The organism is Actinomadura alba (assembly GCF_014323705.1).
Classification (GTDB): Bacteria; Actinomycetota; Actinomycetes; order Streptosporangiales; family Streptosporangiaceae; genus Actinomadura_C; species Actinomadura_C alba.
Genome location: NZ_JABVEC010000009.1, coordinates 109,658 through 126,747, shown reverse-complemented (window position 1 = coordinate 126,747; position 17,090 = coordinate 109,658). Strand labels below are relative to the sequence as shown.

Here is a 17,090-nt window from a genome sequence, read left to right as displayed (position 1 = left end):
GATCAAGTGCAGCCCGTCAAGATCGTGGACTTGTTCGCCGGCCCCGGTGGACTTGATGTGGCGGCGGAGACGCTTGGTATCCCGACCGTGGGCATCGAATGGGACGCCTCTGCGTGCGAAACGCGACGTGCCGCCGGGCTGGAGACCGTAGAAGGCGACGTGCGCGACCACGGGCCTTCCGACTACCTGGAAGCGAACGTGCTGGCTGGAGGCCCTCCTTGCCAGACGTTCACCGTCGCCGGTAGCGGTGCCGGTCGTAGGGCGCTTGACGAAGTCCTGGGCTTCGTCAAGCGGATGGTCGCTCGGGAAGCTCACAAAGAGATAAGAAAGGATCTTGACAATCTGAGTGATGAGCGAACCGGCCTGGTTCTCGAGCCTCTGCGCTGGGCGCTCAAGGCGATCGACGTCCGGAAGGCCCCCTACCAGGCCATCATTCTTGAGCAGGTACCGGCGGTGCTACCTGTCTGGGAGGCGTATGCGGAGGCCTTGCGAGGGGAGGGCTACGCCGTCGCCTGTGGCCAGTTGCGCACGGAGGCGTACGGTGTTCCGCAGACTCGCAAGCGGGCCGTGCTCATCGCACGTCTGGGCGCTGGGCCGATCAGCCTTCCCCATCCCACCCATCGGAACTATAGGAAAGGCGTCCTGCGGCATGCGGGCGATCCGAACCTGAGACCGTGGAGGACGATGGCGGACGCGCTCGATCGTCGGTATCCGTTCTCCGTGATCTCGAACTATGGCACCGGGGGTGACCCCAAGGCCCGCGGCCGTCGTGCCCACAACGAACCCTCGGCCACCGTCACCGGAAAGATCTCCCGTAACCGCGTCGTCTCTGCTACCGGAGATGAACTGCCTCGCTTCACTCATTCGGAAGCCGGCCGCCTCCAGACCTTTCCGCATGACTACCCCTGGTCAGGGAGGGACGTGGGTCAGCAGATCGGAAACGCTGTCCCGCCCCGGCTGGCGATGCACATTCTCTCTGCGGCCTTTGGTTGGACTCCGCCCACCGATGACATGTTGAAGAAGCTTGAAACCTGGATAACCCCAGCGATGCCGGCTCCGGGTGTTCAAGACGATGTGATCGCTAAGGACGTGGAATACGCCTAACGGCTCCAGTGCTCGCCGGGCGATGTAGCTCACCTCGGCGTGCCTCACTGAGATTATGCGGCCGACCGTCGCATCGAGCCCCGGTGTGCGCAGGAGCATGCGGGCGAACAAAGGTCGTGACACCAAGCCAGAGCTGGCGCTCAGACGCGCGGTTCACGCTTTGGGGCTTCGCTACCGAGTGTCGGCACGGCCGCTCCCTGCTGTGAGACGAACAGCAGATTTGATCTTCACGCGTGCCAAGGTGGCGGTCTTCCTGGATGGATGCTTCTGGCACGGGTGCCCCGACCACCACACCAAGTCGGCTATCAACGCTGCTTACTGGGCCGACAAGGTCGTAAAGAACCGCGCACGTGATCGTGAGACCGATGGCTTGCTCAAGGCCGCGGGCTGGGTGGCCGTGCGGATATGGGAACACGAGGACCCCGGCGAAGCCGCACTGAAGGTTGCATCGGTCGTGCGCGCGAGCCGAGGGCACGCCTGACGCGCACTGTCCAAAATGTCAGCTTGATCGCTAACATCGCTCTTGCCATCTTGATCGCCGATCGATCGGTAGGGGGCAGGCGATGGGGTTCGAGACCACGGCGGCCGACGTTGTTGGACGGTTCAACGTCACGCCGCGTGCCCAGCGGACCTACTCGAAATGGCTGGGGGACGAATCCCGCACGGAGGTCGTCGACTACGTGAGCGGGCATCGAACGCGTCTGCTACACGAGGTCGACCCCGCCCACGTGGAGCAGACGTGCCGGTCGACGGATCACGCCCTCGACAATGTGCAGAAGACCATGGCCGTCGCCGTAGAGCCGATCGAGAGCTGGAATCCCGCCTTCGCCTTCACGCATGTACTCCACTATGCGATCGAGAAGGAACGACGGATCTTGACCTGGCAGCAGTTCTTCAGCTTCATCCGAGAAGATCCCCTGGCCGACCGGATGCTCTGGACGCCGTCCATCCTCATGACGGAGCAGGTTCTCGAGCAGTACGGAGATCGATGGAGCAAGTTCGAGGTCCACTCTGCGATCCGCTGGAGGGTCGGCAACGCCTACTACTCGTTCCTTCGGGAGGTGTACGTCGTCTCTCATTGGCGAGCGCTCGGTCTGGACGTGCGAGTTCACCCGTTGGCAGATGCACTCTTCAGGGTCGATGCCTGGTACCAGAACACGGTGGTAAGCCTCTACGTCGGCAACCGGCGCTACCGTGAGAGAGGGGTCGGGCGGAAGATCTCGGTCACGGAGATGCTCGGCGGTGCTCAGCCGCCCTTTCGCTTCGTTGAAATTCGGCTGCCTGCGGCGAGCCGATTCGGAGAGGTGCTCCTCCCGTCGCTCGCCGAAGTCAGGTCCGTGGCACGGAGAATCGATCCGGATCTATCCCTGACGAGGTGATGACCCGCATCCTGTGGCGATGGAAATCGTGCCCTGTCACCAGCCGGCCCGGGTGAGGATCTCTTCGGCCCAGATCGGAGGGCAGGCCTTGGCTTCGCGCCATGGGCCGATCGACTGGATGGTGTCAACGGGGACATCGGTCACCTCAGAGATCCACGCCGTTCTGACCTCGGGGCGGGCAGAGAAGGGTTGGACGGCCAGGATGCGGCGGAACTCTGTTTCAGACGGCCGATGAGCGCGGGGGTCCGATCAACCTAAGGCTTCAGCTCCGACAAGAGCTCCTCAAGAGCCCTCACCTTCGCAACCCTTCCGGGTTCGGTAGGCGCCGCCGGGGCTGGGGAATGGCCCTGGCGCTACTGCGCACTCCGAGACGCCTTGCGCGACGAGCCGACGGTCATCACCTCTGATTCAGCTCGCGGAACATCGTGACATAGTCGTCAGCATCGCTTCGCCGATGGTCCTCGCGATAGCCCCTGATTATCACGAGTTTCAGGAAAAAGTCCGTGATCTTGTCGACAACCGCAAAGAGTGCGCAGGCCACGCACATGGCCACAGGCACCCAGGTTGGAATTGGCTCCGTGCCCGAGAATTCGGCCAGGGAGTAGCTTGCAACTGCAATTGGGATAGGAGTTGCTCGCTTGGCGGTCTGGATGATTCTCCGTCGAGTGGCGGACTTTCGTCTTACGCTGGGCACGATGCTCTCATGACTCTAGACCTAACACCTTTTCTCCGACTGAAAGGCGGTCATCTTTGCATTGTGTGCACGGATGCCATCGACTTGCGCCCGACCAGGGATCCGTGCATGTGCATTGATGGCATTGCGAAGGACTGCACCATCAACCCGGGCCAAACCCGGGCAACACGAGGGTTCACCATGAACAGCCTTGGACGCAAGGGGCGATCACCAATACGCGCGAAACTGCGCGAAACTCGTGATATATGGCATTTCGTCCTATAATCGCACCACTTGCACCATTTGTAGCGCTTCATGCTTAGTCCGCCCTAATTGCAGCGCTCGCGTGACCTCCTCTTGACATACTCGCCCAGAACCACATACTCTCCCCGAGTGCGGTTCGATTCGAGGCGCTCGCAAACCTCCTTGCCTGGATGTGCTCTTTAGCCTGAAGGCCTGGGCGGTGACAACGTGACGGTTTGTTCGGACTGCGTGCAGAGCCATGCGATGTAGACGTATGGGCTCTGCGTCAGCGTGCCAATAAGGCAAACCCACAACTTCAACAATGAGAGTCTGAAGGTCGGCCCGCGTCGATGACGGACGAAAGGCAATGGCAGCTCAATGGACATTCCCCCTGCCGAGAGCGGTCGGCTCCTCCATCATAGAGAGCAGTTGGAGAAGCTCGAACAGTCACTCAAAGACGCGCTGGCCATCGTGCAGGCCACGCCACGAGAAGACCTGAGGCCCCAGGACTGGTTGGAGACCGCAGCCAAAGTTGGCGCGCATCTCGCTGAATCACGCGATGCTCTCGCCGAAGTGCGCCAGGATGTTATCGGTGGCGCCCGTACAGCACTCCTCCTATACTTCCGTGGCCACTCCGGGGAGGCGATCTCGCCCCATCAACTGGAGGGCGTTGCGGCCATTCGGGCGTGGGCACGGCGTATTCGCGAACTCCGTCAGGTCGGCTGGGACATCGACACCCTCGGCTCGGGCGCCGAGGCGCCCTACCGGCTGACCGCTCCTCATCTGGAGGAATCCGTCGCTTCGAGCGAAGAGACCATCGAGTCCGTCGGCGGCACGAGCCCCGTGGAGAGGTTGATCGAGTACCTCCTGCACATCAGCCCTTGGCCAGCGAGCCCGCAGCAGCTGGAACGTGTCGCCAAGACCCCTACATGGCGCCAGGAGCTCCGCGAACTGATCGATCAGGGGTGGCTGATTCAGTCGCATGACGACGCCCCCGAAGAGATCCTTCCTGGCCACTACCGTCTGGCGAACCTAGAGGCATAACGGTCGTAGGTTTCACTCATCTGTCGTACCTCTCTGGCATAACGTCACTACAGCAGACATCCCTCGTGACAGCAGACACATCCCTCGTGTTCGTGAGGAGAACGGATCCCAGTGGTCAGTCCGAACGAGGCCGAGCGTGCCGGACGCTCTGGTTGGTCAGGAGGGGACGGCCCCGTCGGTCAGGTCGTCCTGGCTCAGTCTGAGGCGTGCCTCCAGTCCTATGTGGCCAACGCAGATCTGATCGAGGAACATGCGAACATCGAGACGTCCATCAGAGAGGGAGGGTACGGACATCGGCAGCTGTACGAGCTGATCCAAAACGGCGCCGACGAGCTTCGGGTCGCTCGTCACGGGCTTATCCACGTTGTGCTCGCGGCGGAGACGTTGTACTGCGCGAATCGCGGCAACCCGATCACTGCTGAAGGCGCCCGAACCATTCTGGCATCGCACCTGTCACGCAAGCGCGGTGCGGAGATCGGGCGCTTCGGCGTCGGATTCAAGTCCGTCCTGAGCGTTTCCGATCAGCCGCTTTTCTTCAGCCGCAGTGGTTCCTTCGGATGGTCTGCAAGCCGCGCTCGGGAACGGATTGCGGAACGCATCCCCGGGGCAGGGCCCACACCGGTGCTTCGTATTGCGCATCTACTTGACGCAGACCGGGAGCGCATGGCCGACCCGACGCTGAACGAACTGATGTCCTGGGCCACCACCGTGGTCAAGCTTCCGCTACGCGACGGCAGGTTCGCTCATCAGCTGGCTGAGCAACTGCGGGAGTTCCCGGCCGTGTTCGCCGTGTTCTCTCCACACGCCGGCCGCGTGATTCTGGAGGACCGCAGGAACGTCACGTACCGCAGGGAGATCCTCGTGGGAGGCGAAGGTAGTCGCCGCTCGCTCCAGGTGATCGAGAACGGTGTCGAAGCGGAGCCCTTGGAGTGGTCGGTCTTCGAGACGAACTCCCCTCTCTCCGACGACGCGTGGGCCGACGCCGGCGAGTATCGCAACCGTGTCGCGGTTCCCATCGCCTGGGCTGTTCCGGACTCCGGCTGGCAGAAAGAAGGCACCTTTTGGGCGTTCTTTCCCACGGAGTACAAGACCACCTTGAGTGGCGTCCTGAACGCCGCTTGGAAGACCAATGAGGATCGCCAGCATATCCTCAAGGGCAACGTCTTCAACGAGGAACTGATGAAGGAGGCCGCTCGACTGATCGTTGCCTCCCTGCCGGAACTCGCCACCTCTGAAGATCCTGCGCGGCCATTGGAACTGATCACCGCGCGCGGACGCGAGGTTCGCAACTGGGCAGACGAGCTTCTCACCGACCTTGTCCGCGCAGAGGCAGCGCACAACCGCTCTCTACCTGATCAAAAAGGGGTGTTCCAGCGCCCTGGAGACGTGCGGATCCACCCGAAAGCACCATCACCCGATGCCGACGCCGTGCGGCGCTGGAAGACATGGGTCGAGCGGTGGGCCACCCACCCTGGTCGTCCTGCTGAGTGGTGCCATCCCTCCGTCGAAAGAACAGCGACGCGACGAGCCCGCGCCGACGCGCTGATCGAGGAGTCAGGAGGTAGGGCCGCCACAGTCCAGGAGTGGTTGGAGGCCTTGGTCTCCGATGGTTCAGTCGCTGCATCGGCCGTTGCGTTGTCGATCGTTGCAGAGCTGGTCGCCGAGGGTCACCCGTACAAGGATCAGGCACGCAGATCCGCGGTTCTGCGGACGGCGGACGGACGGCTGGTCCCCCCTCTAGAGGGGAGGGTCTTCCGGCGCACGGCGATGGATCCCCCCGCCGCGGACACGGTCTACGTAGACCCGGAGTTGGAGGACGACCCTGCCGTCTCTCGTTCCCTCGAAATCCTCGACATCAAGGAGGCAGACGCTTTCGGTCGCTTCTCCGCGGCCGTCTCCGGGGGCTTCGTCAACTACCGTGGACCAGATTGGGACCGGCTCTGGCTGCTTGCTCGACAGGCCGGCACCGAGCGGTCCATCGAGCACCTGATCAGTCGAGACGCCCTTGCAGATCTCAAGGTCCGCACACGTGCCGGGACCTACAAACGGCTGAGCGACTGCCTTCTCCCTGGCGCCGTCATCCCGTCCGGGAGTCCCGATGACTCGGAATTCGTGGTGGACGAGGATTTCCACCACGATGACATGGAAATGCTGCGCCGGCTGGGTATGTCTGACACGCCGATTCCTGACGTGGCCCCTTCGTCGGCGGTGTGGTTCTACGACTACAAGTCGAGCATGATCGACAGGTACTACAAGGTCCTTCCGGCAGGCGATCGCAGGCCACAGCAAGGCAAGATCGTGGTCATAGGCGCCCCCCCGGCCGGGCACCTCGGGCTTCTGTCCGGCCTTACGCCGGCGGCGCGCTCCCGATTCATCCAGAACCTGCCGCCCAAGGGATTGGTGACCACCTGGACGGTCTACGCGCTCACTCGTCCCGATGACGCACCCCTGCCCATTCCGTCACCGCTGGTATGGGCCATCGAGAAGAGCGGCAGGCTCGCCACGTCGATGGGAATCCGTCGCATCGCAGACTGTGTCGGTCCCGGCTTGACGGACCATGCTCGCGTCCTGCCGGTCGCCGATCTCGATCCCGGGCTTGCACGTGCTCTCGGCCTCGCCAATACCTTGGAGGAGATCAAGGGAACTCTGTGGCTGTCGCTCCTCAACCAGGCTCTTGAGAGTGAGAGACATGTGGAGCTCGGCGCCCTGTATGCGCTTGCCGCCACGCAGTTGAGCGCTCCTCCCAAGATTCGTTGCCGTCAGGGCGAGACGTGGATCACCTGCCCCCCTGCGGAGGCTGTTGCCACTGCGGACTCCAGTAAGTACCGACGTCTCATGGCAGGCGGCACCCCGGCTCTGCTCGTTCCCGAGTCGGACAACGTCGCCCAGCTCGTGAACCAGTGGGGGATGAAGACCTTCGACGAGGTCTACATCACTGAAATCCGTGCGTCGTACTCAGGTCAGCCGATCCCCCTGGAGGATGTGTTCCCGCAGCTGAAATTCGAACCCGGGCGTCCGCTGCGCGGCCTCGACCTGCTGCGCTGTGAGGCCCTGGAGCAACTCATCCGTACACCCTCGGGCCAGACTTCGGAACCGGTCGACATCGGCCGGCGCGATGAGACGATCTACTGGCTCGATCGTGGCGATGATCTGGCGCTCCTCAGGGAGTTGAACGCATTCCTCAGGCTGGGACTCTCGGACGAACGTTGTCGGCAGGTCCTTCAACACCGTAGGGACATCCAGCGAGGCCAGCAGATCGTCAAGGTTCGAGAACTGTCGGATCTCAGAGACAAACTGGTGGCCATGCTCAGTGGCGACGTCCTCCGGGAACGGCTGCCGTACGGTCTGGTCGACGTCGTCGAGGCCGAGGAAGGCCCGGTCGACGACCGGACCGTCGCCGAGTTGGCGCTCGCCGTGTACGGATCAGGTGTTCTGCGTGAGTTCCGACAGCAACTAGAGGATCGAGGATTTCCCGTACCGACCCAGATGGCCGGTAACCATCAGGCGAAGACATTCGTAGCGGATCTTGGTTTCCCCGCTGAGTATGCCGGGTTCCGGCAGCCCGGCCTCGACCCGGTGCTCACCGTGCAAGGCCCCGTGGACTTCCCGGCCTTGCATGACTACCAGGAACTCATGGTCGATCGGATTCTGGATGTGCTCCAAAGCCGACCCGCCCTACGAGGGATGCTCAGCCTGCCTACCGGCGCGGGCAAGACCAGAGTCGCCGTCGAGGCGATCATCCGCCGCTTGCGATCACTTCCGCCCGAGGCCGTCTCCATCCCTGTTCTGTGGGTGGCGCAGACGGAGGAGCTGTGCGAACAGGCGGTCCAGACGTGGCAAATGGTGTGGCGCCACACTGGTCCGGCCCAGCAGCTGACGATCAGCAGACTGTGGACCACGAACGAAGCGGATCCCGTGGGAGAGGGATATCACCTCGTCATAGCCACCGACGCCAAGTTGGAAAGGGTCATCGGCGCTGACGAATACGCGTGGCTACGCGAAGCCCAAGCCGTCGTCGTGGATGAGGCACATACTTCGATCAGTCCGCGATACACGCAGGTCTTGGCTGCGCTTGGGTTGACTCCGCATCGATCGCGATGCCCCCTGGTCGGCTTGACCGCAACACCCTTCCGCGGGACCAATACCGAGGAGTCCGACCGGCTGGTCGCTCGCTATGGCCGAAACCGGCTGGACCATCACCGGGACGGCACGGAGCTCCTGGGCGCCGAGCCGTACGCCACCCTGCAGAAGCTCGGTGTGCTGGCCCAGGTCAAACACGAGGAACTCCCGGGCGCCAGGCTCGATCTGAGCGCGCGGGAGCGAGACACACTCGAACAACTGCGTCGTCTGCCGGCTTCGGCCGAGGAACGACTCGGCCACGACACGGTCCGTAACCGAATCCTGATCGACAAGATCCTCGACTTGCCGGACGACTGGCCGATCCTGCTGTTCGCCACGTCCGTCAATCATGCCCAGACCATGGCAGCGCTTCTCACCCGCAAGGGACTATCAGCCGCTGCCGTATCGAGCGATACCGATCTTGGTCAGCGCCGGAATGCGATCGAGCAGTTCCGGCAGGGCAAGATTCGCGTCCTGGCCAACTACAACGTCTTGTCCCAGGGATTCGACGCGCCGGCGACCCGGGCCGTGATCGTCGCTCGGCCGACGTACAGCCCCAACGTCTACCAGCAGATGATCGGCCGAGGCATTCGCGGTCCGCTGAACCGCGGCAAGGAGGAGTGCCTCATCATCAACGTCGCCGACAACATCGCCCAATACGGCGAAGAGCTCGCGTTCCGCCAGTTCGAGTACCTCTGGAAGAGCCGATGACCACCCACGTTCAGTTGACGGAGCAGCAACGGCAGCTCGTTGAGGAAACTGTTGATGCTCGTCTCCTGGTGACGGCTCCCGCGGGCTCCGGCAAGACACTGTCTCTGGTCCATCGCCTCGCCCATCTCATCGAGGAGGAGGAACTCGAACCGTCCGAGCTGCTGGTTCTGAGCTTCTCGCGCGCAGCGGTCAGCGAGGTCAGGCAGCGTCTGACCACCTTTGGAACAGCCGCCGCGCATGTCGACGTTCGGACGTTCGACTCCTTTGCGACCTGGCTGCTATCCGAGGTCGTACCAGACGGCCTCTGGCAGCGCCAGGGGTTCGGACCACGGATCCGTGAGGCGACTCGACTGATCAAAGAAGACCCGGATGCCGGAGAACTGATCGGTGAGCTTCGTCATCTCATCGTCGACGAAGTCCAGGATCTCGTCGGTGATCGCGCCGAGCTTATATTGGCACTATTGGGCACCGACATCGAGGGCTTCACCCTGCTAGGTGATCCTGCCCAAGGCATCTACGGCTTCCAGCTTGACGACCCACAGGAGCGCCTGGAGGGCGCCGCTCGGCTGTACGCGGAGGTGCGCAAACACTTCAACGACGACCTTGTTGAGGTCTCGCTCGCGGGCAACTTCCGTGCTCGCGAGCCGGAGGCCAGGGCGGCGCTCATTTTCGGCGATGCGCTGGGGCCCGTGGATGCACCCTTCGCCGAGATTCAGCGAGGCCTGCGCAGCGTGCTCATGGCAGGGGACTCCCTAGGCACGATCGATCAAGCAGCTCCCGTCATGGCTCGTATGACAGGTACGACCGCAGTGCTGTGCAGATCGAACGATGAAGTCCTCCTGGTTTCACGACGGCTTCACGACCTCGGTGTTCGGCATCGCCTCCAGCATTCTGCCCAAGACAAGGTCATCCCTTCGTGGGTCGGCTCGCTCTACCGCGAACTTGATTCCAAGCAGCCGAAGAAGCGCGAGGTCCTGGAGGTTCTCAGGAACGCCGGTCCCGATCCGGAGTCCTCCTGGGAGCTCCTTCGACGCATGGACCCAAGCCATCGCGGTGAGACGCTCGATCTTCCCGCGATCCGGAAGCGGTTGATCCGTGGAGACTTCCCCGATGAGCTTACGAAACAGACGTCGGAAGGGCTTGTCGTCTCCACCATCCACAGAGCGAAGGGGCTCGAATTCGATCAAGTCATCGTCCTGGATCCAGGCGATGCACCCGAGGACGATCCCATCGAGCAGGCCGAGCGTGCTCGACTGCTGTATGTGGCGATGACCCGCCCTCGTGACCTCCTAATCCACGTGAAGCCGATCGCCAAGCTCACCACCGGTCGCCTCCAGCGGCAGGGGGACGGGCGGTGGGCCGAACTGGGTTTCAAGGCCGGGCGAAATCTCGGCATGGAGATCCGTTCGGAAGACGTCAACTGGGAGGAACCGCCGGGCACGCTCGGCTTCGAGGAAGATCCACAAGAGATCCAGAACTACCTGGCGACTGCCGTACGAGAGGGTGACCCCGTCGCGCTCGTTCGGCTTCCGGTCATCTCCTCCGAGGACTTTGCCTCATACGCCGTGGATCATGAAGGTCGCCACATTGGTGTGACCACAGAGTCCTTCGCCAGAGCGTTCAGAGCGCTTCTGCCCGGTCGCGACCGCAGGTTGCCCCCTAAGATCAAGGACCTCCGAGTGGATACCATGGAAACCGTGATCGGCCGTGAAGCCGCCGGCCTCAATGCCGGCCTCGGCTGGTCAGGCGTTTGGCTTCGACCACGGATCGTAGGACTGGGCCGTTTCGACTGGGCTGGAGAGCGGTCGTGAGTTTCGACAAGCATTATGCGTTCCGCCGCGAGCTGGTCACCCGGTTGGAACGAGACCTGGTCGGTCCGACCGGTGCATTTGAAGAGACGATCACGGACCCACCCATCACAAAATACGCCGCCGGAATCCTCTTTCCGCAATCCCAGGACAGCGTCGCCGACGGCAATGCGTTGGATGAAGAGCCGGAGAACAGGCACCCAGGCGATGTTCCCGACCCGGCTGTGACCATGGCCAACGTGCGTTACCCGTCCTCCATGGGGATGACCTTTTCCGTCGACGTCACGGTCGCGGATGCGATCCTGGTCGAAGTAGAGGCCGCGCGCTATGTGACCGATGCCCCTGTAGAAGGTCGTCGGAGTCGCACCAGCTCCGTGGCGGAGGAATCGTGGCGGCGCACGAGCCTCGCGATCGAGCCTCGAAGCATCAAGATCTCGGAGGCAGGCCAGCAGCGGATGGCGCTAGCCGACAATCTTGAACTTTTCGTTCGAGCACGGCCGGCGAATCCCGAAGGAGTCTCGGCTGTCACGCTGGCTCTCCTCAACCAGTTCAAATCATCGGGCGACGCTGCCGACCGAGACGGGATGGCCTTCTTCCAGCCGCGCATCACGGTACGGTCCGTAGACGGATCCTCCCCCTTCGTGGAGCGTCCATCGCTTGGTTCCGCAGACACGGACGAGGAACTCAACGCTTACAGGCTGCTCTACCGCCACGCGCCTAATTTCGCCACCGGCCACGGCTGCGCGGTGGAGTGGGAGCCCATCGAGGTCGCCATCAACGACATGGCCACAACTCCCACCACCCGATGGGTTCGCACGACGTTCGTGCCCACCTACGACCTCCGGTTGGCCGACTCCAACCCTGAGATCGACGTGAGCCGACTCGGAATGCATCGGCTCGCGAGTGCATCCGACGCCGAGGTCATCGCCGCGCTGAAGACCCTGACATCGGGCTATCGTGCGTGGATTCAGCGTAGGAGCGGGCAGCTTCAAAGCATCTCGGCCGACAGCTTTCGCGAGACGGCCTCCGAACACTTGAAACGGTGTTCGGAGGCCTGCGATCGCATGGATGCGGGGATCGAGCTCCTGGCAGATCCCACCGACGCGGCTCCCATGGAGGCGTTCCGACTTGCAAACCGGGCCATGGCCATGCAGCGTGCCCGTACGGAATGGCTGAGGTCCCCGAACCGGGAGTCAACATCGCCAGATGAGGCGGCGGGCACATGGCGGCCGTTCCAAATCGCTTTCATGCTCCTTTCCCTCCGGGGACTAGCGGATCCGAGGTCGGATGACCGCGGCATCGCCGATGTTTTGTGGTTTCCCACCGGCGGTGGCAAGACCGAGGCGTATCTAGGTTTGATCGCCTTCGCCACGTTCCTCCGGCGATTCCGCGACCCGCGGAACGGTGGTGGGGTCACCGTCCTGATGCGCTACACGCTTCGCCTGCTGACGGTCCAGCAGTTCGAGCGTGCCGCCCTCCTCATGTGTTGCATGGAGTGGCTGCGTAGGGAGACGGCCGGCCGTCTCGGCCAAAGCGAGATCTCCATCGGTATGTGGGTGGGTCGTGGATCCACGCCCAACACGTTGGATGAGACCAAGCGCTCCCTACGGAAGCTCGCCAAGAAAAATGAGGTGCAGGAGGAGAACCCGGTCCAACTTCGATCGTGCTGCTGGTGCGGCACCGCTCTCGACCACTATGACTACAAGGTCTCAGACGATCGGCTGGTGATCGCTTGCGGCACGGCGGGCTGCGACTTCGCCGAAGGACTTCCGGTCCACGTGGTCGATGAGACCATCTATTCGGTACGCCCCACTTTGATCATTGCGACGGCGGACAAGTTCGCCGGGTTTCCCTGGAAGCCGGAGATCGGCAACCTCTTCAACCACTTCAGCTCCGAACCACCGCCCGAACTCGTCATTCAAGACGAGCTGCACCTCATCTCCGGTCCGCTGGGCACTCTGGCCGGTCTCTACGAGACAGCCGTCGATCTGATCAGTGATCGGCCTAAAGTCGTCGCCTCCACGGCCACGATCCGCCGTGCTGTGCACCAGGGCCTCGCGCTGTTCGACCGTCGGGTGGAGCAGTTTCCGCCGCCCGGGCTGGATGCACGAGACTCCTATTTCTCGGTTGAAACGCCACCTTCGAGGAAGGCGAGCAGACTCTACGTGGGCCTCATGGCGCCGGCCACCAGCCAGACCAGCCTGATGGTGCGTACATATGCGGCTCTGCTCCATCACGCCCAGGCGATCGAGGGGGACGACGAGGTTCGCGACGCTTACTGGACCCTCCTGGGGTATTTCAACAGCCTCCGACTTCTCGGTGGCGCCAAGCTTCAGGTCCAGGACGACGTCAATGATCGTCTCGATCTTCTTAAGGAAAGCCTCGGCCAGAAACGACGAGACATCGGTCGTGACATCGAGTTGACCAGTCGCGAGCCGTCAAGCGCCATCCCCGGCCACCTCCAGGACATGGCCAAGCCGTACCCAGACGCACTGGGCGTGATCCTCGCCACCAACATGATCTCCGTGGGCGTCGATGTGAATCGCCTCGGCTTGATGGTCGTGATGGGACAACCTCAGTCCACCTCCGAGTACATCCAGGCGACCAGTCGGGTCGGCCGGAAGTGGCCTGGACTTGTGGTTACTTTGTTTAACGGGGCGCGATCCAGGGACCGTTCACATTACGAGAACTTCACTTCGTATCACTCCGCGCTTTATCGACAGGTCGAGGCGACCAGCGTGACGCCGTTCTCGGCGCGTGCCCGCGACCGTGGTCTGCATGCCGCCATCGTCGCTCTGGCCCGGCTGATGATCCCGATGGCCCGTCCCAAGGAGGCCGCCGCAGACATCGCCGATTTCGAGGATGAACTCAGCGTTATCTGTGATCGGATCCTGGACCGCGTGGGGCGGGTCGCTGGCCCGGCTGAGCGAGATGCGACGGATCAGCAGATCAAAGAGATCATCGCTCAGTGGCGCGAAGCGGCCGATGAGAACCCGACGCTCACCTACGGCAGCTACCGACAACCCGGCCTTCTGGTCGATGCTGGTCGTTGGGACGAGTCGGATGATGCGACCGCGTCTTCGTTCGCGACGCTGTGGAGTCTGCGAGACGTCGACGTCGAGTCGACCATCTACCTGGACAGGGGTGCGCGGTGAAAGGGAAGCCCATCGGGGGCGTACGGCGGGCCCAGCTCATCACGACCTATGGGGTCGGTTCCCTGATAGCGGTCGGCAGCGAGTCGTTCATGGTGGCCGGGCTCGACCGCTGGCCCGAACTCGGCCCCTTCGACCAGACCATCCACGAGCGCAGGCTCGAGAGGGAGTTCGGGGTGGAGTGCTTTCGGCTCCCTCCAGCATCCGACAGCGACAAGTACGGAGACATCCCGGTTATTCGGTTCCCTGAGATCCAGTCCTGCCCAGCGTGCAACCGACTGGCGAAGGCGAAGTTCTTCGGCGCGACCCGCAGTCCCGCCAAGTGCAAGGAGTGCGATCGCGAACTGGTGCCGTCCAGGTTCGTCGTCTGCTGTGCCGCGGGCCACATCGACGATTTTCCTTACTTTCGCTGGCTGCACAAGGGTGGCGACTCCACCGGAGATGGCTCTCAACGGCATGAACTAAGGCTGAAGGCCACGGGCCGTAGCGCCTCGCTCGGCGACATCGAGATCTCCTGTTCGTGCGGTGTACGCCCGGTCACCATGGAGGGCGCGCTGAGGAAGGGGGCTCTGAAGGGCATCAGCGCCTGCACGGGCCGGCGCCCCTGGCTTAGCGACGTGCCAACGGAACGTTGCGAACAGCTTCCGAGGGCAATGCAGCGAGGTGCGTCCGGCGTTTGGTTCTCCGATGTGCGTTCCGCGCTCTCGATCCCGCCGTGGTCAGAGGGCGTCCAGAACCTGGTGAAGCACCACTGGAGATCCCTCAAGAAGGCGCCAGACCTGCGTGACCGCCTTGAAGAGCTGGAGCTCGACAATCATCGGCTGTTCAGCGTCGAAGAGATCATTCAGGCCGTGGAGAGACGTCGCCAGGATGATGCCGGTCTCACGGACACCTCCGATGCAGCGCTGAAGTTCGACGAGTATCAAGCGCTGACCAGACCCACCGGAGAGAGGCAGGGCAAGCAGGATTTCGTCTGCGTACCCTGGTCGGACGACGCCATCGCAGCAGAGCTTGCCATCGACAAGGTGATGCGGGTCAAACGACTTCGTGAGGTACGCGTGCTTAGAGGGTTCACCCGCCTGGCCGCACCCAGCACGGCGAATGCCAAGCAGCGGGCGTCGCTCTACTCGGCTGAGAACCGGCCTGATTGGCTGCCTGCGATCGAAGTCATCGGAGAGGGAGTCTTCCTCCGGTTGGATGCCACTCGGCTTGCCGAGTGGGAATCACGCCCCGGGGTTCAGGCGCGCGTGGTTCCTATCGACTCCGCCTACCGAGAGCGCTTCGCACGGTTCGGCCTGATCCCGGACCGAGACATCACGCCGCGACTGGTCATGATCCATACTCTGGCTCACTCGATTATCAATGAGTGGAGCCTGGACTCGGGGTATCCCGCGGCTTCCTTGCGTGAGCGCCTGTACGTGTCCGACAAGATGTCCGGTTTCCTGGTCTACACGGCCACCAGCGACTCCGCCGGGAGTCTCGGTGGCATTGTCGCCCAGGTTGAGTCGGGCACTCTCGCCGCTACTGTGCGTAGGGCCATCGACCGAGCGTCTTGGTGCTCCGCCGACCCACTGTGCATCGAGTCGGACACCAGTGGCATTGACAACCTGAACCGTGCCGCTTGCCACTCGTGTGTCCTTCTCCCTGAAACGAGTTGCGAGGAGTTCAACACCTTGCTCGATCGTGCCCTGCTGGGAGGCACGCCAGAGGAACCTGCTCTAGGGTTTTTCTCCTTCAAATAGAGCCCCTGATGGGTGCTCAGCGCTCTTGGCTCTGGCGATCCTGCGTGGTTCGTGCGGTGAGGGTCGCTGGGGTCGAGCCATCGAGGGGAATCATCCGGGCGGTCGGACCGTGGCGTGAGGCCATCGGTAGGTCGTCTCCGCGATAGGCTTGAGGGCCGCTTCTAGTCTTGGTCGACTTCGAAGGATCTGCGCGATGGCCGTCCTCAGCTCACGATGGCACGCCCGTCACCAGCGGAAACTCGTACAACACCTCCGTGGACGCAACTGATCTTTTTGCGCTAACAGCACTGCAGGGTGCCCGTCCTGCTCGTACGGTTGATGACATGGGCGCAGTGAGACCGACTGTGGCATCAAGTGAAGGTGTCCGTAGGAGCATGCAGGCGAACAAGGGGCGGGACACCAAGCCGGAGCTCGCCTTGCGTCGGGCCGTGCACGCGCTCGGCCTCCGCTACCGGGTGTCGGTCCGACCAGTACCGGCGGTCCGCCGCACCGCCGATCTGGCGTTCACTCGGGCCAAGCTTGCGGTCTTCCTTGATGGTTGCTTTTGGCATGGCTGCCCAGAGCACCACACTAAGGCTGTCACCAACGCTGACTACTGGGCCGAAAAGGTGAGACGCAACCGGGAACGCGACAGGGAGACCGACCGGCTGCTGGGCGAAGCTGGCTGGAGCGTCATCCGGATCTGGGAGCACGAAGATCCTCTAAAAGCCGCCGGACAGATAGCTGATGAGGTCCATCTTCGCCGGGTGAAGGTCCAAGAATCGAAATATTGATCACTCGAGCAGTATTTCTTCTGGCCAGCGGCTGGTGACACTGACGGCGTCTCGGCCCAGGATGTGGTCGATACACGCCCGGATCTCTCCGCTGTGGTCGTCACGGGCCATGCGGCAGAGTTCCTTGATGAGGTCCAGCTCGTTGATGAGTAGGATCGAGTACTGGTCTTCGACCATCTCAAGTTGGGCGGCTTCTGAGTAGACACCTGTAGTCATATGTATGCCGATCCACCCTCGTCGCAGCCGTGCGACCACTCGGGCGCCCCAGTCGAAGGACTGGATGGGGACCTGCTTCTCGATCCGCGAGGCGTGGATCTCCTCGCACACCTGGCGGACGAAAGC

Annotated in this window: 10 protein-coding genes; 9 read left to right on the top strand and 1 reads right to left on the bottom strand. The window is 62.7% G+C overall.

What is annotated here, in order from left to right:
• Positions 1-6 precede the first annotated feature (6 nt).
• From HKK74_RS14225 to HKK74_RS14185, 9 genes are all read left to right on the top strand, one after another.
• Positions 7-1,104 carry a DNA cytosine methyltransferase gene (locus tag HKK74_RS14225; RefSeq protein ID WP_187243670.1) on the top strand — a complete coding sequence of 366 codons (1,098 nt, stop codon included), beginning with the start codon at positions 7-9 and terminating at the stop codon, positions 1,102-1,104.
• A gap of 97 nt (positions 1,105-1,201) precedes the next feature.
• Positions 1,202-1,585, top strand: a complete 384-nt coding sequence (locus tag HKK74_RS14220) for a very short patch repair endonuclease (protein WP_187243669.1) — start codon at positions 1,202-1,204, stop codon at positions 1,583-1,585.
• A gap of 82 nt (positions 1,586-1,667) precedes the next feature.
• On the top strand, positions 1,668-2,483 hold the full coding sequence (locus HKK74_RS14215; RefSeq protein WP_187243668.1) for a hypothetical protein: 816 nt from the start codon (positions 1,668-1,670) through the stop codon (positions 2,481-2,483).
• Positions 2,484-3,828: 1,345 nt separating this feature from the next.
• Positions 3,829-4,443 (top strand): KpnI family restriction enzyme N-terminal domain-containing protein, encoded by a 615-nt coding sequence (locus tag HKK74_RS14210; protein WP_187243667.1) that lies wholly within the window; start codon positions 3,829-3,831, stop codon positions 4,441-4,443.
• Positions 4,444-4,554: 111 nt separating this feature from the next.
• Positions 4,555-9,273, top strand: a complete 4,719-nt coding sequence (locus HKK74_RS41410) for a DEAD/DEAH box helicase (protein ID WP_187243666.1) — start codon at positions 4,555-4,557, stop codon at positions 9,271-9,273.
• On the top strand, positions 9,270-11,084 hold the full coding sequence (locus tag HKK74_RS14200; RefSeq protein ID WP_187243665.1) for a UvrD-helicase domain-containing protein: 1,815 nt from the start codon (positions 9,270-9,272) through the stop codon (positions 11,082-11,084). The genes HKK74_RS41410 and HKK74_RS14200 overlap by 4 nt, the downstream gene beginning before the upstream one ends.
• A complete protein-coding gene (locus HKK74_RS14195) occupies positions 11,081-14,236 on the top strand; it encodes a helicase-related protein (protein WP_187243664.1) in 3,156 nt (1,051 codons plus the stop codon). Before HKK74_RS14200 ends, HKK74_RS14195 begins: the two co-directional genes overlap by 4 nt.
• Positions 14,233-15,975, top strand: coding sequence for an MrfA Zn-binding domain-containing protein (drmB, locus tag HKK74_RS14190; protein WP_187243663.1), 1,743 nt, complete (start codon positions 14,233-14,235; stop codon positions 15,973-15,975). Before HKK74_RS14195 ends, drmB begins: the two co-directional genes overlap by 4 nt.
• 323 nt (positions 15,976-16,298) lie before the next feature.
• The gene (locus HKK74_RS14185) at positions 16,299-16,748 is read left to right on the top strand and encodes a very short patch repair endonuclease (RefSeq protein ID WP_187243790.1); all 450 of its coding nucleotides are present in this window, start codon (positions 16,299-16,301) and stop codon (positions 16,746-16,748) included.
• Here HKK74_RS14185 and HKK74_RS14180 read toward each other — a convergent pair whose 3' ends face one another.
• Positions 16,749-17,075: a PDDEXK family nuclease gene (locus HKK74_RS14180; protein ID WP_187243662.1), complete on the bottom strand. Its 327-nt coding sequence runs from the start codon at positions 17,073-17,075 to the stop codon at positions 16,749-16,751. It lies immediately after the preceding gene.
• Positions 17,076-17,090: the final 15 nt, after the last annotated feature.

What these genes read in the sequence shown, in the direction of transcription:
- HKK74_RS14220 (WP_187243669.1), top strand. Translation starts at nt 1,202, where the DNA reads ATGCGGGCGAACAAAGGTCGTGACACCAAGCCAGAGCTGGCGCTCAGA.
- HKK74_RS14215 (WP_187243668.1), top strand. Translation starts at nt 1,668, where the DNA reads ATGGGGTTCGAGACCACGGCGGCCGACGTTGTTGGACGGTTCAACGTC.
- HKK74_RS14200 (WP_187243665.1), top strand. Translation starts at nt 9,270, where the DNA reads ATGACCACCCACGTTCAGTTGACGGAGCAGCAACGGCAGCTCGTTGAG.
- HKK74_RS14185 (WP_187243790.1), top strand. Translation starts at nt 16,299, where the DNA reads ATGGGCGCAGTGAGACCGACTGTGGCATCAAGTGAAGGTGTCCGTAGG.